The sequence below is a fragment of the Bacillus sp. T17B1 genome (genome assembly GCF_026796395.1).
Lineage (GTDB): Bacteria > Bacillota > Bacilli > Bacillales > Bacillaceae > Bacillus > Bacillus spizizenii_A.
The window spans coordinates 38,034-55,317 of record NZ_JALAYA010000009.1; the positions used below are offsets into that span (position 1 = coordinate 38,034).

The following is a 17,284-nucleotide window of genomic DNA, read 5'->3' on the forward strand; positions in this document are numbered from 1 at the left end:
TAAATTATGTATCATTAGGCAAAATAAAAAACCCGCATAGATCTCCTATACAGGTTTTCAGCTGTTAATTAGACTTATAAGGCATTCCAATTCTCAGCACTCCTCTTGTTTCAATACCTCCGAGCCCTTTCTCTCTTGTCAGCGTATTTCGGAGTACTTCCCATACATTGATACGTTCCATAAACGGCGTAAAGCTGATTTTCGCGACGATATATACCGGATCAAGCGCATGAATGTTGACTCTTGATGGTGAACTCGCGAAATTTGCCCCCGCTTTTATGAGTGATTCAAAATGGGATTGGCAGGCCCCCGCAAATATAACAAGCTGATCTAAGTGAGGGGTCTTTTTTCGGGCATTCTGAACCGTCTCAACAAAGTGCTTTGAATGTCTGTACGCGTTCAAATCATCAATGCTGCCCTTTTGCTTCGAGTATGCATCATGCCCTGTTATCACCAGGATGTCAGGTCGATATTTGTCGAGCAATTCTCCAATAGAAGCAGACATTTTCTTTTCATGGCAGTGGATGCCGTAGACCGGCACTCCAATTTTTTTATAGACATTCAAGCATTTTTTGAGATATGCTTCATCACCATCCAGATGAAGCACCTTGCCCGGCATATGAAAATAATGCTCCTCATGCTGATATTGGCTTGTCGCGTAGTACTCCTGCTTTTCTCTGAGCAGCTTATAATCCTGGCGGAGCAATTCGAGCGATTCATTCATTCTGCTCTCATCTTTCTTTTTCCGCATCATCTGCTCATCTTTTTTCACTGCTACCAGATCAGAAAAATCCGAATCAGCAATCAGCCTGACTTCATCACCATGCAAAATAGCAATGGAATTTCCTTTGCTTGTTTGCTCTATCCCTATAATGCGAAACAAAACATCCATTTGATAGGATTTTCTGGCTACCATATCCCCTATTTGAAATTGCACGTTCCTCACTCCACACATAGACTAAGCCTCATCATGAAAGAAAGAGCCTTGAGAAAGCGCCTTTTTTCGCTGAGTCCAAGTTTTTCTTATCATTGAATGAAAGGTCCTTCTCTAGCCTATGTAGCGGCAGTCCATGTGGTGCGCAAAACAAAAAGCCCTTTTAGAAAAGGGCTTTATACAATCCGTTAGACAGCGCGGCGAACTCCTCAATAGACAGAGATTCGCCTCGGCGCTTGCCATCAATATTTGTTTCTTCCAGCACTTGCTCAATCGTTGATTTTTGTGCTTTTCCTTCAGGCAAATTGTTGACTAAGTTATTAAGCAGCGTTTTACGGCGCTGAGCAAAGCTTGCCTTGATTAATTGAAAGAAAAAGGCTTCGTTCTCCACGTCCACTGCCGGGCCGTCGCGGAGAATCAGCCGAATGACTGCGGAATCAACGTTTGGCTGAGGAACAAACACAGTTTTCGGAACTGTCATCACCGTTTTGGCTTCTGTATAAAATTGCACCGCAATTGAAAGCGAGCCGTACTCCTTAGATGAAGGGTCTGCCGCCATGCGCTCTGCCACTTCTTTTTGCAGCATGACCACAATCCCTTTCAGCGGAAGATGTTCTTCCAGCAGTTTCATGATAATCGGCGTTGTCACGTAATAAGGAAGGTTGGCTACAACCATAATCTCATCACAGTCTTGAAATTGTTCTTCAATCACCGATTTGACATCCGCCTTTAATACGTCCTGATGAATGACAGTGACATTGTCATAAGGAGACAGTGTATCCTTCAGGATAGGCAATAATCGCTGGTCAATCTCGAATGCCACGACCTTTTTCGCCCGCTTGGCAATCTGTTCGGTCAAAGCCCCGATTCCCGGGCCGATTTCTATGACACCAGTTTTCTCCGTCACTTCCGCGTGATCGACAATTCTGTCTAAAATGTTCGTATCAATTAAGAAATTTTGTCCTAAGCTCTTTTTAAAAGAAAAACCGTATTTTTTCAGTATCTCTTTCGTTCTAATTGGTGTCGCAATATCTTTATTCATTCTGTTCCTCCCGCTTAACGGTATCGAGCGCACTCATAAAATCACTTCTTTTAATTTGAAACATTTGCAGCCGTTTTTGAAGTTGTTTGCCATTTGTATAACCGATTTTCAACAGATCACCCAGTCGTTCGCGTCGGCGTTTGGCCGCAGATCCGCCAATCAGTCCAGCATGAATCAAATCCTCAGCTGAAATATCACTCGGCTGCGCTTCCATCTCTTCGTGCACGTTTTCTAAACATGCCCTAATGCTTTCAATCGATGCGTGCTCCACACCAATTCCTCGCTTGTTTTTAGGTTTAGCAAGATGCTTGGGTAAAAATGCATGCTTACAGCCGGGTACAGCCTCTGAAATGGTTTTGCGAATCTTCTCTCCCGGGAAGTCCGGATCCGTTAAAATAATGACGCCTCTCGTCTTCTGGGCTAAACGAATTCGGTCAATCACTTTATCATCAATGGCTGAACCATTTGTTTCAATTGTGTCTGCATCAACAGCCAATTTGATGCGGGCCGTATCGTCACGCCCCTCGACCACAATGATCTCTTTAATTTTCATTATTTCCTCCAAAACAAAATAAAAACTTTTGTATATTTATGAAACTTTTTCTTATGTCGAGCGTCTAATAAGCAGAAAATACACTTTGTCTATTATAACGAAAAAAACAGAGGGCGCAAAACCCTCTGAATAGATAAGTATATATTAATTTAAGATTTTAATTTTGACTGTTTTATTTCCCCATCGGTACGCCGATGATTTCTCTGGGAAAAAGACGTCTATTTTGTTCCCTTTAATCGCTGAACCAGTATCTGCAGCAATGGCATATCCATAGCCCTCAACATGAACTTTCGAGCCTAACGGAATGACATTTGGATCTACAGCGATCACTTTGGCATTTGGATTTTTTTTCAAATTGACGCCTGTAGCTGTATGTCCTGAACAACCGCTGCAGCTAGCCGTATAAGCCGTAGATGATACAGTCATAACTTTGCCTGTTGATTCATTGCTGCGGGACACAACTGTTTTTGAATCGCCGGAAGTACTGACCTTTTCAATCTTTGGACTGCTTTGCTTTGTTCCGACAGCAATTACCTTATCTTTGCTTTGTTCAGCTGTTTCTTCTTTTACAAGCTCTCTGGACACTTCTTTGCCGTTTTCTTTAACGACTTCGAAATGTTTTTTAAGCTTGCCTTCTTTTCCTTTTTGGACGACCTTTTCTTCCCCTTTTTCAAGAGAAGCGTCTTCTTGCTTTTTCACATCAAACGCGATTTTCTCTTCAACTACATCGGTGACCTTTTCGATACGAGTAATTATAATATCAGCCTTTCCTTTCGTCAGTTTTGCATCTAACGCAGGCTTGATTTTATCTTCGTCTTTTATGTTCATCTTTTGCTGTTTTAAAAAGTCAGCGACCGTAGTCGAAATCGTCCAGATCTTCTTTTGTTTACCTGCATCATTCACAGTAACCTGGAACGCGGGTTCTATGTTAATCTTCATGTCTTTCGAAACATCTGTATCTATTGCGGGATCAATTTGATCTTGTTCTTTCACTTCAACATCTTGTTCGTCCAGTAATGCACCGACCGTTTTTGCTGTTGACCATAATGTCTTTTCTTCCCCGTTTATTGTAAGCTTCACAGGTTTTGCAGCCTCATACACAACGTCCATATCTGCTGTTATCTTTGTCTGTTTAGCAGGTGTGATCTTGTCTTCGTCTCTGGTCTCTATATCAAGCGTCTCTAAAAGATCACCGACTGTTTTTGCATGTGTGCGTATAAGTTTCTTTTTGCCATTGATAGAAACTGAGACTGATTGTTTTGTCAGCTCATGAGCCGCATACGCAGTCCCGCTTCCTGCCAAAAGGAAACAAGCAGCAACCAGAATGACTTTGCTTTTGCTAAGCTTTACGGAAAACAGCTTTTTCATTTTTTGTGTGATGAAAAACGCCTCCTTCTCCTCGGAGAGATTATATAGAGTATATAAAAGGCTGTCAACCCTCCCCTCTCTTTCTCCAAAAAGCTCAGTGTCTTCTTCATTATCCTGAATTACACTGAGAAACGGAAGAAAGACTTGTCGACAAACCTATCCTATGAGGAGAAGAAAGCATGTAGAACTTTTATAGAAAAACGCTGTAAGGGACAAGCTCTTACAAAACCCGCTAGCGTTTTTTGTCAGTTTATACGAAAAAGTCTTTTTGCATTTTCCGTCGTAACTGATGCAATTTCTTCAAAGGTCATTCCTTTTAATTCAGCGATTTGCTCTGCCACATATTTCACATAGCTTGGCTCATTTCTTTTTCCGCGAAAAGGATGAGGTGTGAGAAACGGGCAGTCAGTTTCAATCAGCAACCGGTCATTCGGGATTTCCTTCACAACTTCCTTCGGCTTCTTCGCATTTTTGAATGTCACCGGTCCTCCAAATGATAAATAAAAATTCATTTTCATGCATTCTCTCGCCACTTCCGCACTTCCTGTAAAGCAGTGCATAATCCCGCCCACAGCTTCTGCGCCTTCCTCTTTCAAAATTGTCACGACATCCTCCGTTGCATCACGGTTGTGAATGATAATAGGAAGGTTGACCTCTTTTGCTAAGGCGATTTGTTTTCTGAACACCTCTTTTTGAACATCTTTAGGAGATTTATCCCAATGATAATCCAGTCCCATTTCACCTATTGCTACCACTTTCTCATGAGCAGAAAGCTCTCTTATCCACTCTAAATCTTCCTCTGTCATATCAATTGCGTCAACCGGATGCCAGCCGATGGCTGCATACATAAAATCATATTGCTCAATCATTTCCATCGCACGGCTAATAGTCGGACGGTCAAAACCAACTACAACAATTCGTTCCACTTTTTCAGCTTTTGCCCGTTCAATCACCTCTTCCAAATCAGTATCATATTGTTCTGCATTTAAATGCGCGTGTGTGTCAAATAACATAAGTCAAAAACTCCTTTCTTGTCGAAACACAAAAGGTGTTCGACGAATTGTTACACGTGAAACACCTTTTGTTTATCATTATTTAATTCTTGTGCCTTTTGGTAACGACTGATCGATAGACACGACTTTTAATACGCCGTCTGCTTCGCCTGCAAGGATCATACCTTGAGAGAGCTCTCCTCTCAGTTTAACCGGTTTTAAATTTGTTACACAAACAAGTTTTTTCCCAATAAGCTCTTCAGGCTTATAGTGCTTTGCAATGCCGGAAACAACTTGGCGTTTTTCAAAGCCAAGATCCAGCTGCAGCTTCAATAAACGGTCCGCTTTTTTCACCGGCTCTGCCTGAATGACCTCAGCCACGCGAAGTTCTACATCCATAAATTGATCAATCGTAATTTCAGGTAAACAATCAACCTCTTGCGGCTCTTCTTCTTTTGCTTCTTCCTTAGCTGGCGCCGAGCCCTGCATTTTCCCTTTGATGTAAGCAATTTCTTCTTCTGCCTCTAAACGCGGGAACAACGGCTCGCCTTTTTGTACATTTGTATCTTTCAGCTGGCCGAAAGCTGTAATGCTATCCCAAGCTTTTAAAGCTTCATCAGTAATGCCAAGCTGCTCGAACATTTTTTCTGGTGTCTTCGTTAAGAACGGCTGAAGCAGCACTGCTGAAATACGCAATGATTCAGCAAGGTGATACATAACTGAGTGCAGTTCTTCTTTTTTTGCCGGATCTTTGGCAAGCACCCATGGAGCTGTCTCATCAATGTATTTATTTGTGCGGCTGATTAGCTGCCATAATGTCGAAAGAGCTACCGAGAATTCCATGTTTTCCATTGCTTTCTCGTAAGTCTTCACTGTTTCTTCAGCGACAGAAGTGAGCGTTTGGTCAAATTCCGTCACGGCACCCTTGTAAGAACCGATTTGTCCGTCAAAATACTTATTGATCATCGCAACCGTACGATTTAAAAGGTTTCCTAAATCATTCGCTAAATCATAGTTAATCCGCTCAACAAAACCCTCCGGCGTGAATACACCATCTGATCCGAATGGCACTTCGCGAAGCAGATAATAACGAAGCTCATCCAAACCGTAGCGTTCAATTAATGTAACTGGATCTACAACGTTCCCTTTTGATTTCGACATTTTTCCGTCTTTCATCAAAAGCCAGCCATGCGCAAATACTTGCTTCGGCAGCGGCAGATCCAGGGCCATCAGCATAATTGGCCAGTAAATGGTATGGAATCGAACAATTTCCTTACCGACTAAATGAACATCGGCAGGCCAATATTTTTGATAAAGCTCATCATTTTCTGTATCATAACCGAGTGCTGTTAAATAGTTAAATAGCGCGTCAATCCAGACATATACAACGTGTTTTGGATTTTCCGGCACCTTTACACCCCAGTCAAAAGTGGTACGTGATACAGCCAAATCCTCAAGTCCAGGCTTGATAAAGTTGTTAATCATTTCGTTTTTGCGTGATTCCGGCTGAATGAATGTCGGGTTTTCTTCATAGAATTTCAAAAGACGATCCGCATATTTACCCATACGGAAGAAATAAGATTCCTCTTTGATTAATTCAACTGGGTGTCCGCTGTCAGGGCTTTTACCACCGATGACCTCTCCCTTTTCATTTCGCTCAATATCAACCAGCTGCGTTTCCGTGTAGAATGTTTCATCCGGGATACTGTACCAGCCTTCATATTCATCAAGATAGATGTCTCCGTTATCAAGAAGCTTTTGAAACACCTTTTCAATCACAACTTTATGCCGTTTTTCTGTCGTACGGATAAAGTCGTCATTTGAGATTTCAAGCTGCTTCCACAGTTTCTGAATATCTGCCGCTGCACGATCCACATACTCCTGAGGTGTAATGTTTTCCTGTTCAGCTTTTTGCTGAATTTTTTGTCCATGCTCGTCCGTTCCTGTTAAATAGCGAACATCGAATCCTTTTAATCTTTTGTAGCGTGCCATCGCATCTCCCGCGACTGTCGTATATGCATGGCCGATATGTAATTTCCCGCTCGGATAATAAATCGGTGTTGTAATGTAAAATGTATTGTTTTCTTGCGGCATCTTGAAACCTCCCAATCAGAATGTCAAAAAGCTCCCGCCCAAAGGACGAGAGCGGCGATAAGTGCAAATCATATATGAATATTATTTATATTTATCCTTTATCTATGATACCATCTTAGCCTTTAAGATCAAGAATATATACGTATGCCCTGAAAAAGAATAATTAAAATTAAAAATCTTTAATGAAAGTAAAAAAAGTCTGTCCATGTCGAATTTTGTCGTATATAATCAAATGAAATAATAAACCTTGGTTCGAAAGTCTTGATTTAAAAGGATTTTTAGTAGGATAATAGCTTTATTAGAAGTTTATAAAAAGCTGTTATTTCAGTAGTTTCTGATACATTACTGACTATAAGAACTAAATCTTACAATCAATAGCAAACAAAATGATTGACGATTATTGGAAACCTTGTTATGCTATGAAGGTAAGGATTTTGTCGAATAATGACGAAGAAAAATATAATTTAAACAAATAATCATCTCTTGGGAGGAGAAAGTTTATGAAATCTACTGGTATTGTACGTAAAGTTGATGAGCTAGGACGTGTAGTTATTCCTATCGAATTGCGTCGTACTCTTGGAATTGCAGAAAAAGATGCTCTTGAAATTTATGTTGATGACGAAAAAATCATCCTTAAAAAATATAAACCAAACATGACTTGCCAAGTAACTGGTGAAGTTTCTGATGATAACCTTAAACTTGCAGGCGGTAAATTGGTCCTTAGTAAAGAAGGCGCTGAGCAAATCATCAGCGAAATCCAAAACCATCTTCAAAACCTTAAATAAACATTTCTCATACAAAAAACGTTCTTGTTATGACACAAGAACGTTTTTTTATTGCTGAATATGATAAGCATCATACACTTCACGCTTTGGAACATTGCGATCGACTGCTGCTTTTTTAATAGCTTCTTTAGAAGTAGCGCCTTTCGAGATGTAATGTTCGACATGTTCTTTCGTCGTGAGGTCTTCCCACCATTGTGTTTCCTCATCTGATTCTTCATTTTTACTGCCTTCTACGACGAGACAAAACTCACCGCGTATCTGATCCTCGTTTGCCCATTCAATGACCTCGGTTATCGTGCCTCTGATAAACTCTTCATATTTCTTTGTGAGTTCGCGCGTAACAGCAATTTCCCGATCACCTAATATCTCTGCCATCACTGACAAAGTTTCCTTCAATCTATGGGGTGCTTCATAAAAGATAATCGTTTCCTTCCGTTTTTTAAGACCATCCAGCTCCTTCTTCTTTTCTTTTTTCTGTCTGTTGAGAAAACCGTAAAAGAAGAAAGGCTGCGGTACAATACCTGAAGCGATTAGAGCCGTTAATGCAGCATTGGCTCCCGGCAGCGGAACAACATAACCGCCTATCTCTGTAAAATCCTTCACGATTTCCGCCCCCGGATCAGAAATCGTCGGCAGCCCGGCATCACTGACAAGAGCAATGTTTTTTCCCGACTTCAGCCATTCTATAATTTTATGGCCGCTGCTCTCTTTATTATGTTCGTGATAACTAACGAGCGGTGTTTCAATTTCATATACATGACAAAGTTTCTTCGTTTGTCTTGTATCTTCCGCAGCAATCGCATCCACTGATTTCAGTGTGTCGATCGCCCGAAATGTCATATCTTCTAAATTTCCAATTGGGGTTGGGACCAAATAAAGAATCCCCATGTCCGACTTTCCATTAAAGCTCATTTGGCGCCTTAACATATACAGCCTCCTTGCTGTTCCGCTTTTCTTCTATATATAGCTCTTTTTTCTTTCGAGTTAGTTTTTTGAAATAATATTCCGCCTGCATGGCTTCCCGCTTTGTTGTGAAAACTTCGGCAAAAATCAATTCAACCGGACGCCTTGCTTTTGTATATTTTGCGCCCTTTCCGTCATTGTGTGTTTTTACCCGTTTCTGCAGATCGTTGGTATACCCGGCATACCAGCTATTGTCCCTGCACTGCACGACGTAGAAGAAATGGTTATTTGTCTCCATATAAAATGGTTCTGATTTCTTTCGTATATTCATTTTGTTCGTCATAAACGAATAAAGGGGGAAGAACTTTCAAATCCGGACGCCCGCCTTTAATGCCTTCAACCAAAATGGTATTGGCTTCTTTCCCTTGCTTCGGATAAACAAATTGCACACGCTTCGGCTCAATTTGGTAAGCTTTCATCAGTTCAAAAATCTCCAGAAGCCGTCCCGGCCTGTGAACAAGGGCTGCCTTTCCTCCTTGCTTGAGCAGCTTGCTGCTGACTGAAATGACATCTTCCAGTGTACAGTGAATTTCATGTCTTGCGATTCTAAGATGCTCATTCATGTTTTGTTCAGTTTGTTTCGGCGTTTTAAAATACGGGGGATTGCAGGTGACAACATCATATCGATTATGTCCCAACTGCTCCGGCATATTTTTCAGATCATCATGTATGATCTCAATCTGCTCCTGCAGCTTATTATACTCAACACTGCGAACAGCCATATCATGGAGTCTTTCTTGAATTTCAACTCCAAGTATGTCTGCTTTTGATCTTGTACTGAGCAGCAGCGGCACAATGCCATTGCCGGTGCATAGATCAACGATTTTTCCTTTTTGAATCGGAACGTAGGCAAATTTGGACAGAAGCACAGCATCCAATGAAAATGCAAACACCGTTGGACTTTGTATGATTTTCATGTCCTCTGCCAGCAAATAATCTAATCTTTCATCATCACGTAATGAAACCATCTTCTTATCCTTTCAAGTACCTTTGAAAAAGGCTCCCGTCTTATGCGGAAGCCTTGTCCTTATTTTTTATTTAAGAATGACAGACAGAAAAGACAATCTTCTTTTCGAACACTTCCATAGTGAACATTGCAGATATGAAATCCTTCTTGATACAGCCGTGCCAGATTATCATATCCTTCCCCTATATCAGTTTGCTCTGTTTTCTGTGTTTTTGATTCTTTTTTATCAGCTTTGAACTTCTCAATCTGCTGCGTCGTATCGTCCAGCCTTTTGCGCAAATGCTTATTTTCAAGCTGTAAATGATGATTTTCCTCAATCATCTCACCGATATGCTGCTTCAAATCCCCCAGCTGCCGGTACAGTGAGCCAATTTGTTCTTCTAAGTTAATGACTGTATCAAATAACTCTTTTTTATCCAAGGTTCCACACCTCGTTAATCTGTGGTTTGTGCGGATACGACGCCCTCTTCCAAGAGCTCTTCCCAAGTATATTCTATCACTTTTTCACGGTTTATCAGTTCCACCTGAAGCACCCGTTCCAGAATATTAAGTCCAACGACCTTTGCGGGGCCGTTTGCTGTCGTAATCATTTCTCCTATATCCGGAAGCTGTTCTTTTGCCGTCTCATACTCATCATTCTCATATTTTAGACAGCACATCAAGCGGCCGCAAAGACCTGAAATCTTCGTAGGATTTAAAGACAAGTTCTGATCCTTGGCCATTTTAATGGAAACGGGTTCAAAATCACCAAGGAACGTAGAACAGCAAAGCATTCTTCCGCAAGGACCGATTCCTCCGAGCATTTTCGCCTCATCCCTTACTCCGATTTGGCGAAGTTCAATTCTTGTTTTAAAGATAGAAGCCAAATCTTTTACAAGCTCTCTAAAGTCTACTCGGCCGTCAGCAGTGAAGTAAAAAATAACTTTATTGCGATCAAACGTGAATTCAACATCGACCAGCTTCATATCTAAGCCATGTTCAGTCACTTTCTTTTGGCAGATGTCAAAAGCTGATAAAGCTTCCTGTTTATTTTCTTCTACGATAAGAAGGTCGCGTTCATCAGCCACTCGTATCACTTTTCGAAGGGGCAGCACGACATCATGCTCATCCACCTGTTTATTTGCAATCACGACCTGGCCATATTCAACGCCTCTGACAGTTTCTACAATTACGCAGCTGTCCTTTTCTATATGAAATCCATTCGGATCAAAATAATATATTTTACCCGCTTTCTTAAAGCGGACACCAATTACATTGTACAAGCTTATCCCTCCTGCAACATTAACACCAAGTGCTCCATTAATCCTTGTACATTCACATTGGAATGAAGCCGTTTCTTTGCTTCTAAAACAGCAAGTATCTGATTCGTAACGCTTTGTTGTGTTGATTGTAGCGCATGCTGTTTTATTGATTGGAATAAGTCTTGATAAATCAATTTATCTTCATTTCCTATTTGGATGGACAACACATCCCGATATATCAATAAGAGCATATCAAGACCCATTTCTTGATGGGTTTTTTCTTTGAAAAAGGGCATCCATTGATCTTGAATAAAGAAAAAAGCATGTCCTTTTCGCTGGTGTAGGACTTCATACAATTTTATCACTTTCGCTCTAGACTCTGCAAACTCATCATTTCGACTTAATTCGACTGCTTCTGCTACATTGTTGGTCATGTTGGCCAGAAGTCTTGCCATATGAGGCAAAACGTCCTGTTCCATCAGTCTTTCTTCAATTGCTTTCGGCTGCAAAGGCTGAAAAGGAAGGGTTTGGCATCTTGAAATGATAGTGTCCAATAACCTTTGGGGCTGCTCAGTGATGAGGATGGCCATTGTATCTTTATTCGGTTCTTCTAAAAATTTCAACAGGCTGTTTGCCGCATTTGCTGTCATTTGATCTGCGTGCGAAATAATATACAGCTTTTTATGAGATTCAAGCCCTGTCTTAGAAAACTCTTCTTGCAACGCTTGAATTTGCGCCTTTTTGATCGATAAACCATCTGGCTGAACAAGATGAAGATCAGGATGGTTCCCTGACTCTATCCGTTTACAGTTTCGGCAGTTCTCGCAAGGCTCCGCGCCGTCCTCGAGGCAAAAAAAGCTTTTCGCAAGAAGCAACGCGGCATCAAGCTTGCCTGTTCCTTTTTTCCCCTCAAACAAATAAGCGTGTGATAGTCTGTCTTTCTCAATACTATTATATAAAAGCTTCATCACTCTGGGCTGAAGCTCGTTCATTTCCTTCCAAGATATTGCCATTGTATCACTCTCTATGTGTAAAGGTTAATCAATAAACCTTTTATTTCGCCAATACAATCCAGTAAATCAATTGCCGGTTTTTCCTGATCCATCATCTCTTCTGTAAGCTGTACCAATTTGTCATCTATTTCCTTCACAAGCCCCAGCGTTTTGCTGTTTCCATACAGGTCAAAGCTTTTCGACGTTTCATGTGAAAGGCCGCTGTCTACAGCTTCTTTGACAAAACGCTTCACAAGTCCTTTAAATCTCGCTAAGTCTTTAAAATTTCGGGATTTCGTCAGTCTTTTTCCAAACGCTTCTATATCCGATAGCAGCCTGGTAAGCTGATCGAATTTCAATTTGCTGCTTTGGTTTTCCATCGATGTTTTAAACGACGCTGTGATCTCAGATGTTTTCACAGAAGGAAGCTGTTTATTATCTAAAAATGTACGTATATCTTTATTAATTTTCACAGTTTCAAATCCTTAAAATTGATGAAATTCATCGACTGGAAGGACAAATACTGTCGCTCCGCCAACTTCAACTTCTACTGGATAAGGGACATATGAATCAGCATTTCCGCCCATTGGAGATACAGGAGCAATCATCTGGTCACGTTTCTGTCCGTTTTCTTTAATGAGATTCAATGCTTTATCGACTCGTATATCCTCGACACCAATCATAAACGTTGTGTTGCCTGATTTAAGAAATCCTCCTGTCGTCGCAAGCTTTGTAACTCTAAAGTTGTGATCCGTTAAGGTTTTCAAAAGTCGGTTGCTGTCCTGATCTTGTACAACTGCCACTATCAATTTCATATGTGAAGGCCTCCTTTAGATTGGAAACAACAATGATCTCGTTTACATTATTATATCAACTATTGGGAAACAGGTCACAATTGAATTTTTTTCAACGCTTCATTAACCACTTTTAGGGCGTCCTGAACGACTAGGTCTTTGGATTGGCTGGCATCAACTGAGTGAAACCTTTTCGGGAATCGCTTCATCAGCTCTTGGTAACCTTCCCGTACCTTTGTATGGAAGCTTAATTTTTCTAAATCGAGCCTGTTTTTCTCCCGCGAGCCGTTTGCGTGAATACGTTTCAGGCCTTCTTCCGGATCAATTGAAAAATACACCGTTACATTGGGCATCATATCTCCGATGGCAAACTCATTAATTGACAGAACCTCATCAATCCCAAGCCCTCTTGCATATCCCTGGTACGCGAGCGAACTGTCTATGAATCTGTCACAAAGAACAACATGCCCCTGTTCTAAAGCAGGTCTTACTTTTTCAACTAAATGCTGGCGTCTTGCAGCCGCATATAAGAGAGCTTCTGTTCTTGGATCCATTAATGTGTTGTTTTCATTCAGAATAACCTCTCGAATTTGTTCTGCAATATCTATGCCGCCTGGCTCTCGAGTTGCTGTGACCTGAAGGCCCTCTGCTATCAGTATATTTTTGATTTCGCGCAGAACAGTCGTTTTCCCCGCACCTTCAGGACCTTCGAATGTAATAAATAAACCGCTCATGATTTCCCCTCTTCTATATAAACAAGTAGTTGTTTCTCTTTGATTTTCATATTCCCTTGAACATGCGTTTTCATGCTGATCAAGCGGCTGAGCTTTTCCACGCTTTCTTTTGTAATTCTTTCTCCCGCCATGATCATCGGGATACCCGGAGGATAAGGGATGATATCCTCTGCATTCAGCCGGCCTGCTGCTTCATCAAAGTCCACATATTCTTTCTTGAACGTTCGTAAGACCTTTTTTTGATAAGGCAAGACAGTAACTGGCTGAGCTACCCATTCTGCAGAAACAAACATCTGATCCAGAGGCGTTTTTTCAATCTCTTCATCAATGCTTTTAATCGTTTCAGCGTTTATTCTGCGCTTTCCTCCCAATGGAAGAACGAGCAGTACTTGATTTTCATCAGCAAGCTCAGTGAATATGTTGGCACGCTCTAATATGTTTTGCAGCGTATACCCCGAATGGCCCCGTTTTGAACGAATGGTGAGCTTTAGTGGATCTGTTATCATCCGCGAATCAGCCGGTTCTACAGATTCTGCATTAGTAAGTAAATCAAACGTTTGTTTAAGTGATTGTATTTGATGCAGAATGTCAGAAAGCTTTCGTTCTTCTATAATATGCTGCACATAAGCGCGGGCAATGTCTAATGAAGCCATGATCGGATAAGACGGGCTGCTGCTTTGTAAACGGACTAGATACTCTGCAACCCGATTCCGATCGATTCTGCTGCTGTTGAGGTGCAAATAAGAACCCATCGTCATGGCAGGCAGCGTTTTATGAGCCGATTGAACAACGATATCTGCTCCCATTTTCAAAGCTGAGATTGGAAAAGGCTCCCCCAAAACAAAATGTGCACCATGCGCTTCATCCACCAAAACAGGAATCCCATAATGATGCGCCTCTGAAATGACTTCGGTCAAATCAGCACTATGCCCGTAATATGTCGGATTGGTCATCACCAAACCTTTTGCATCTGGATATGCTGCCAAGGCTTTTTTAATTGTATCAAGCGGAACATGCGTAGGGACATGCATCGCTTCATCAATGTCAGGTGCGAGATAAACCGGCTCAGCACCAGCCAAATCAACAGCATGAAATACAGACTTATGACAGTTTCTTTGAACCAGAATTGTTTCACCCGGTTCACAAACAGATAAAATCATCGCTAAATTCCCAACAGTCGTACCATTCACCAGGAAAAAACTTTCCGCCGATCCATATAATTGACTGACAAGCTCTTGAGCCTCTTTAATCACCCCAGAAGGATGATGGAGATCGTCCAGTCCTGCCAGCTCTGTTACATCAATGGTGAGAAGCGGATCGAATATCGACTTAGCGTCATCAAAAAAGACATCTCCATTGTGATGTCCCGGAACATGAAATGAATGAGAATTTCTTCTCGCATGTTGAATCAATGCTTTATATAAAGGTGTGTTCATTAAAACAATCCTTTGATTATGTCTTCTTACACTTTATTATATCGTGCCTCTGACAGAACTTAAAGCTAGACTTACTGGTAACTACCTTTCCTTTATTGAAAGCAGTTTTTGCTTCAGATCGCCTTCCATCATCATAAGCTCTTCTTCTGCCTGACGGCGTTTGATTCGTCCTTCTTCTTGTATGGTCAGCGTTTCTTCAAGCGTGCTGATTAAGCTTTCCTGCACCTTCTTTAAAGTATCAATATCAACAAGACCTCGTTCATTTGCCCGAACGGTTTCAATTATATTGGTTTTCAAAAGCTCCGCGTTTTTCAGCAAAAGCTCGTTGGTTGTGTCAGATACTTTCTGTTGCGTGTCCACTGCATTACGCTGCCGTAAAAGCGTCAGCGCAATTGCTACTTGATTTTTCCAAAGTGGAATTGCTGTCACAATGGATGACTGGATTTTTTCAGCTAATGCTTGGTTTGTGTTCTGAATCAGCCTGATTTGCGGAGCACTTTGAATTGTGATTTGCCTGCTCAGCAGCAGATCGTGCACCCTTTTATCTAACCGGTCAGCAAATTGAATCAAATCGTTCACTTCCTGAACAGCCATTTGGTTATGTTCACTTGATTCGGCCTGTTGCTTCAGTGCAGGAATGGTTTTTGTTTTTAATTCTTCCAGCTTCAGTTCCCCCGCAGCAATATAAACATTCAGCGCTGTGAAATACTCTTTGTTTTTTTCATATAACTGCTCTAACAGCTTATTGTCACTGATTAAAGCATTTTTAGAGTGCGCCAGTTTCAAGCTGATTCTGTCTATCTGTACGCTGGTCTTTTGATATTTAGACAGCACCTCCTGAAGAGAATTCGATACTCTTCCTACTATGCGTGCTAAAAAACCCTTTTTCTTAGACTGAAGATCATCTGGATTTACTTGATCCAGCTTTTTCATCAGCTCTCCAAGAATTTCACCGATCTCTCCGACGTCCTTTTTTTGAACATGATCAATCATGGTATGAGAAAAATTCAACAGTTTAGACTGAGCTTGTGAACCGTATAAGACAATACTTTGCATATTTTTATGATCGATTTGCCCAGCGAGCTGAATTGCTTTTTTCTTATTTTCCTCGGGAAGAACATCAACAAGGCGTACTTGCTTTTTCTCTGCTTCTACAGTCTCCGCCTTAGGTATCTCTATATCACCAAAAGGATCTGCCAATAATTCATCTATATGAAGGTCGCTTTGATCTCGGTTCATTGCCCTTACCCTCTTCCATTATTTCTTTAATGAATGCTTTGCTGCATCCAATTCAAAATGCAGTTCATCAATTTCATCACCCATTACTTGAGTTAAATCTTCTTCTAAACGGTTGGTCAATTCAGCAAGAGTGATACGAGTCTCACTTAACGACATCGACAGTTCTTTGCTTTTTTTCGGATGAGATGACAGAAAAGCATGTTTCTCTGTCAATTCAACAACCGAATCGAGAGTTTGGTAAAAAAAGCGCTCAGCCTGATAAAACCGCTTTGGCTCTTTTTTAGTGATAATGTAAATTCTTCTGACAAGTCTCAGGATTTCTGCATTTTGTTTAAATATTTGAATGCTTTTTGCTTGAAACAAGGCTTTCCGAAGACGTATGATCTTCTGCCTTGCTTCCTGGAGGTTTTTCTTAATGTAGGCATATTCTCTTCCTGTCAGTGCGTGTTTTTTCAGAAATAGGCGTCTCGCATTCCAAATGCCAGCTGTATATACGAATGCTCCCGAAGCGATCCCATAAACAAAAGATAGGAAAAGCGACTGATTTAAACCGAAAAAGCATAATACCCCTATGAAAACAAAAGTCGCACTGCCTGTTAAACTCCATATTAAAAAGTGAAGAAATCTCTGCATGAGATCATCGACTCCTGTGTTTATACTCAGTTTTAATATTATTATCTACTACGTTCTATACCTAAACAAGTTTCATCTTCTTTATATGAACCCATTCTTTATAAAAGAGTATAAAAAAAGACCTTTTCAGGTCTAAGAATATAATGGCGGTGTATGAATGCTCTTTAATTTTTTTACGTAAAAGGCATAGTCAGGATCGGAAGTTGATGTAGAAATTACTTTTCTCTCACAATCTAAGCATATGAATTTCGAATAAAGATGAATACCTCTATTCTTCTCTTGATCACAAATCACACATGTATGATTAGGTTTAACAGTTTCATCCATCGTCCCCACCTCCGTACAATTAGCCTTCCCTTAAACCGGATATTGTATACACTATTTAGATCTTTTTGAAACTTGAAATCAGTATATGGCCTATATAAGCTGTCGGTGTTTGTATTTGTTTGATTTTATTGACCTTAAATAAACAAAAAACCCAGCTCAATGAGCTGAGTTTAACCTTGCTTGGCGGCGT

20 protein-coding genes are annotated in these 17,284 nt (G+C 40.8%); 1 reads left to right on the forward strand and 19 read right to left on the reverse strand.

Annotated features, from left to right (window positions below; translation table 11 throughout):
• Positions 1 to 64: 64 nt before the first annotated feature.
• From prtG to metG, 6 genes are all read right to left on the reverse strand, one after another.
• Positions 65 to 937 carry a sporulation-specific protease PrtG gene (prtG, locus tag MOF34_RS06340; protein ID WP_019713007.1) on the reverse strand — a complete coding sequence of 291 codons (873 nt, stop codon included), beginning with the start codon at positions 935 to 937 and terminating at the stop codon, positions 65 to 67.
• A 160-nt stretch (positions 938 to 1,097) separates the two neighbouring features.
• On the reverse strand, positions 1,098 to 1,976 hold the full coding sequence (rsmA, locus tag MOF34_RS06345; RefSeq protein WP_019713006.1) for a 16S rRNA (adenine(1518)-N(6)/adenine(1519)-N(6))-dimethyltransferase RsmA: 879 nt from the start codon (positions 1,974 to 1,976) through the stop codon (positions 1,098 to 1,100).
• Positions 1,969 to 2,529 (reverse strand): ribonuclease M5, encoded by a 561-nt coding sequence (gene rnmV / locus MOF34_RS06350; RefSeq protein WP_019713005.1) that lies wholly within the window; start codon positions 2,527 to 2,529, stop codon positions 1,969 to 1,971. The genes rsmA and rnmV overlap by 8 nt, the downstream gene beginning before the upstream one ends.
• A 144-nt stretch (positions 2,530 to 2,673) precedes the next feature.
• Complete coding sequence (locus tag MOF34_RS06355) at positions 2,674 to 3,897, reverse strand: G5 and 3D domain-containing protein (protein WP_268399220.1); 1,224 nt, start codon at positions 3,895 to 3,897, stop codon at positions 2,674 to 2,676.
• A gap of 245 nt (positions 3,898 to 4,142) precedes the next feature.
• Entirely contained in the window at positions 4,143 to 4,910 is a 768-nt protein-coding gene (locus MOF34_RS06360; RefSeq protein ID WP_268399221.1) for a TatD family hydrolase, read from the reverse strand.
• 78 nt (positions 4,911 to 4,988) lie between these two features.
• On the reverse strand, positions 4,989 to 6,983 hold the full coding sequence (gene metG, locus MOF34_RS06365; RefSeq protein WP_019713002.1) for a methionine--tRNA ligase: 1,995 nt from the start codon (positions 6,981 to 6,983) through the stop codon (positions 4,989 to 4,991).
• A 500-nt stretch (positions 6,984 to 7,483) separates the two neighbouring features.
• Here metG and abrB point away from each other — a divergent pair, with 500 nt between their 5' ends.
• Positions 7,484 to 7,768, forward strand: coding sequence for a transition state genes transcriptional regulator AbrB (gene abrB, locus MOF34_RS06370; RefSeq protein ID WP_268399224.1), 285 nt, complete (start codon positions 7,484 to 7,486; stop codon positions 7,766 to 7,768).
• 48 nt (positions 7,769 to 7,816) lie between these two features.
• Here the strand turns inward: abrB and rsmI are convergent, their stop codons facing one another.
• The 13 genes from rsmI to csfB form a co-directional block, all read right to left on the reverse strand.
• The gene (gene rsmI / locus MOF34_RS06375; RefSeq protein ID WP_268399228.1) at positions 7,817 to 8,695 is read right to left on the reverse strand and encodes a 16S rRNA (cytidine(1402)-2'-O)-methyltransferase; all 879 of its coding nucleotides are present in this window, start codon (positions 8,693 to 8,695) and stop codon (positions 7,817 to 7,819) included.
• Entirely contained in the window at positions 8,670 to 8,969 is a 300-nt protein-coding gene (locus tag MOF34_RS06380; protein WP_268399231.1) for a GIY-YIG nuclease family protein, read from the reverse strand. The genes rsmI and MOF34_RS06380 overlap by 26 nt, the downstream gene beginning before the upstream one ends.
• Complete coding sequence (locus tag MOF34_RS06385; RefSeq protein WP_268399232.1) at positions 8,956 to 9,699, reverse strand: tRNA1(Val) (adenine(37)-N6)-methyltransferase; 744 nt, start codon at positions 9,697 to 9,699, stop codon at positions 8,956 to 8,958. The genes MOF34_RS06380 and MOF34_RS06385 overlap by 14 nt, the downstream gene beginning before the upstream one ends.
• A 59-nt stretch (positions 9,700 to 9,758) precedes the next feature.
• Positions 9,759 to 10,118, reverse strand: a complete 360-nt coding sequence (yabA, locus tag MOF34_RS06390) for a replication initiation-control protein YabA (RefSeq protein WP_003218308.1) — start codon at positions 10,116 to 10,118, stop codon at positions 9,759 to 9,761.
• A gap of 14 nt (positions 10,119 to 10,132) precedes the next feature.
• Positions 10,133 to 10,960 carry a competence/sporulation regulator complex protein RicT gene (gene ricT, locus MOF34_RS06395; RefSeq protein WP_019712998.1) on the reverse strand — a complete coding sequence of 276 codons (828 nt, stop codon included), beginning with the start codon at positions 10,958 to 10,960 and terminating at the stop codon, positions 10,133 to 10,135.
• A 2-nt stretch (positions 10,961 to 10,962) separates the two neighbouring features.
• Complete coding sequence (holB, locus tag MOF34_RS06400; protein WP_019712997.1) at positions 10,963 to 11,952, reverse strand: DNA polymerase III subunit delta'; 990 nt, start codon at positions 11,950 to 11,952, stop codon at positions 10,963 to 10,965.
• 11 nt (positions 11,953 to 11,963) lie between these two features.
• Positions 11,964 to 12,404, reverse strand: coding sequence for a YaaR family protein (locus MOF34_RS06405; RefSeq protein WP_268399234.1), 441 nt, complete (start codon positions 12,402 to 12,404; stop codon positions 11,964 to 11,966).
• A gap of 12 nt (positions 12,405 to 12,416) precedes the next feature.
• Positions 12,417 to 12,746 (reverse strand): cyclic di-AMP receptor DarA, encoded by a 330-nt coding sequence (gene darA, locus MOF34_RS06410; protein WP_019712995.1) that lies wholly within the window; start codon positions 12,744 to 12,746, stop codon positions 12,417 to 12,419.
• Between the two features lie 74 nt (positions 12,747 to 12,820).
• On the reverse strand, positions 12,821 to 13,459 hold the full coding sequence (tmk, locus tag MOF34_RS06415) for a dTMP kinase (protein ID WP_268399236.1): 639 nt from the start codon (positions 13,457 to 13,459) through the stop codon (positions 12,821 to 12,823).
• Positions 13,456 to 14,895, reverse strand: coding sequence for an aminotransferase class I/II-fold pyridoxal phosphate-dependent enzyme (locus MOF34_RS06420; protein WP_268399238.1), 1,440 nt, complete (start codon positions 14,893 to 14,895; stop codon positions 13,456 to 13,458). Before MOF34_RS06420 ends, tmk begins: the two co-directional genes overlap by 4 nt.
• An 81-nt stretch (positions 14,896 to 14,976) precedes the next feature.
• Positions 14,977 to 16,134, reverse strand: coding sequence for a toxic anion resistance protein (locus MOF34_RS06425; protein WP_268399240.1), 1,158 nt, complete (start codon positions 16,132 to 16,134; stop codon positions 14,977 to 14,979).
• 18 nt (positions 16,135 to 16,152) lie between these two features.
• Positions 16,153 to 16,767, reverse strand: coding sequence for a 5-bromo-4-chloroindolyl phosphate hydrolysis family protein (locus MOF34_RS06430; RefSeq protein WP_268399241.1), 615 nt, complete (start codon positions 16,765 to 16,767; stop codon positions 16,153 to 16,155).
• Positions 16,768 to 16,899: 132 nt separating this feature from the next.
• On the reverse strand, positions 16,900 to 17,094 hold the full coding sequence (gene csfB, locus MOF34_RS06435; RefSeq protein WP_003218290.1) for an anti-sigma-G factor: 195 nt from the start codon (positions 17,092 to 17,094) through the stop codon (positions 16,900 to 16,902).
• Positions 17,095 to 17,284 lie beyond the last annotated feature (190 nt).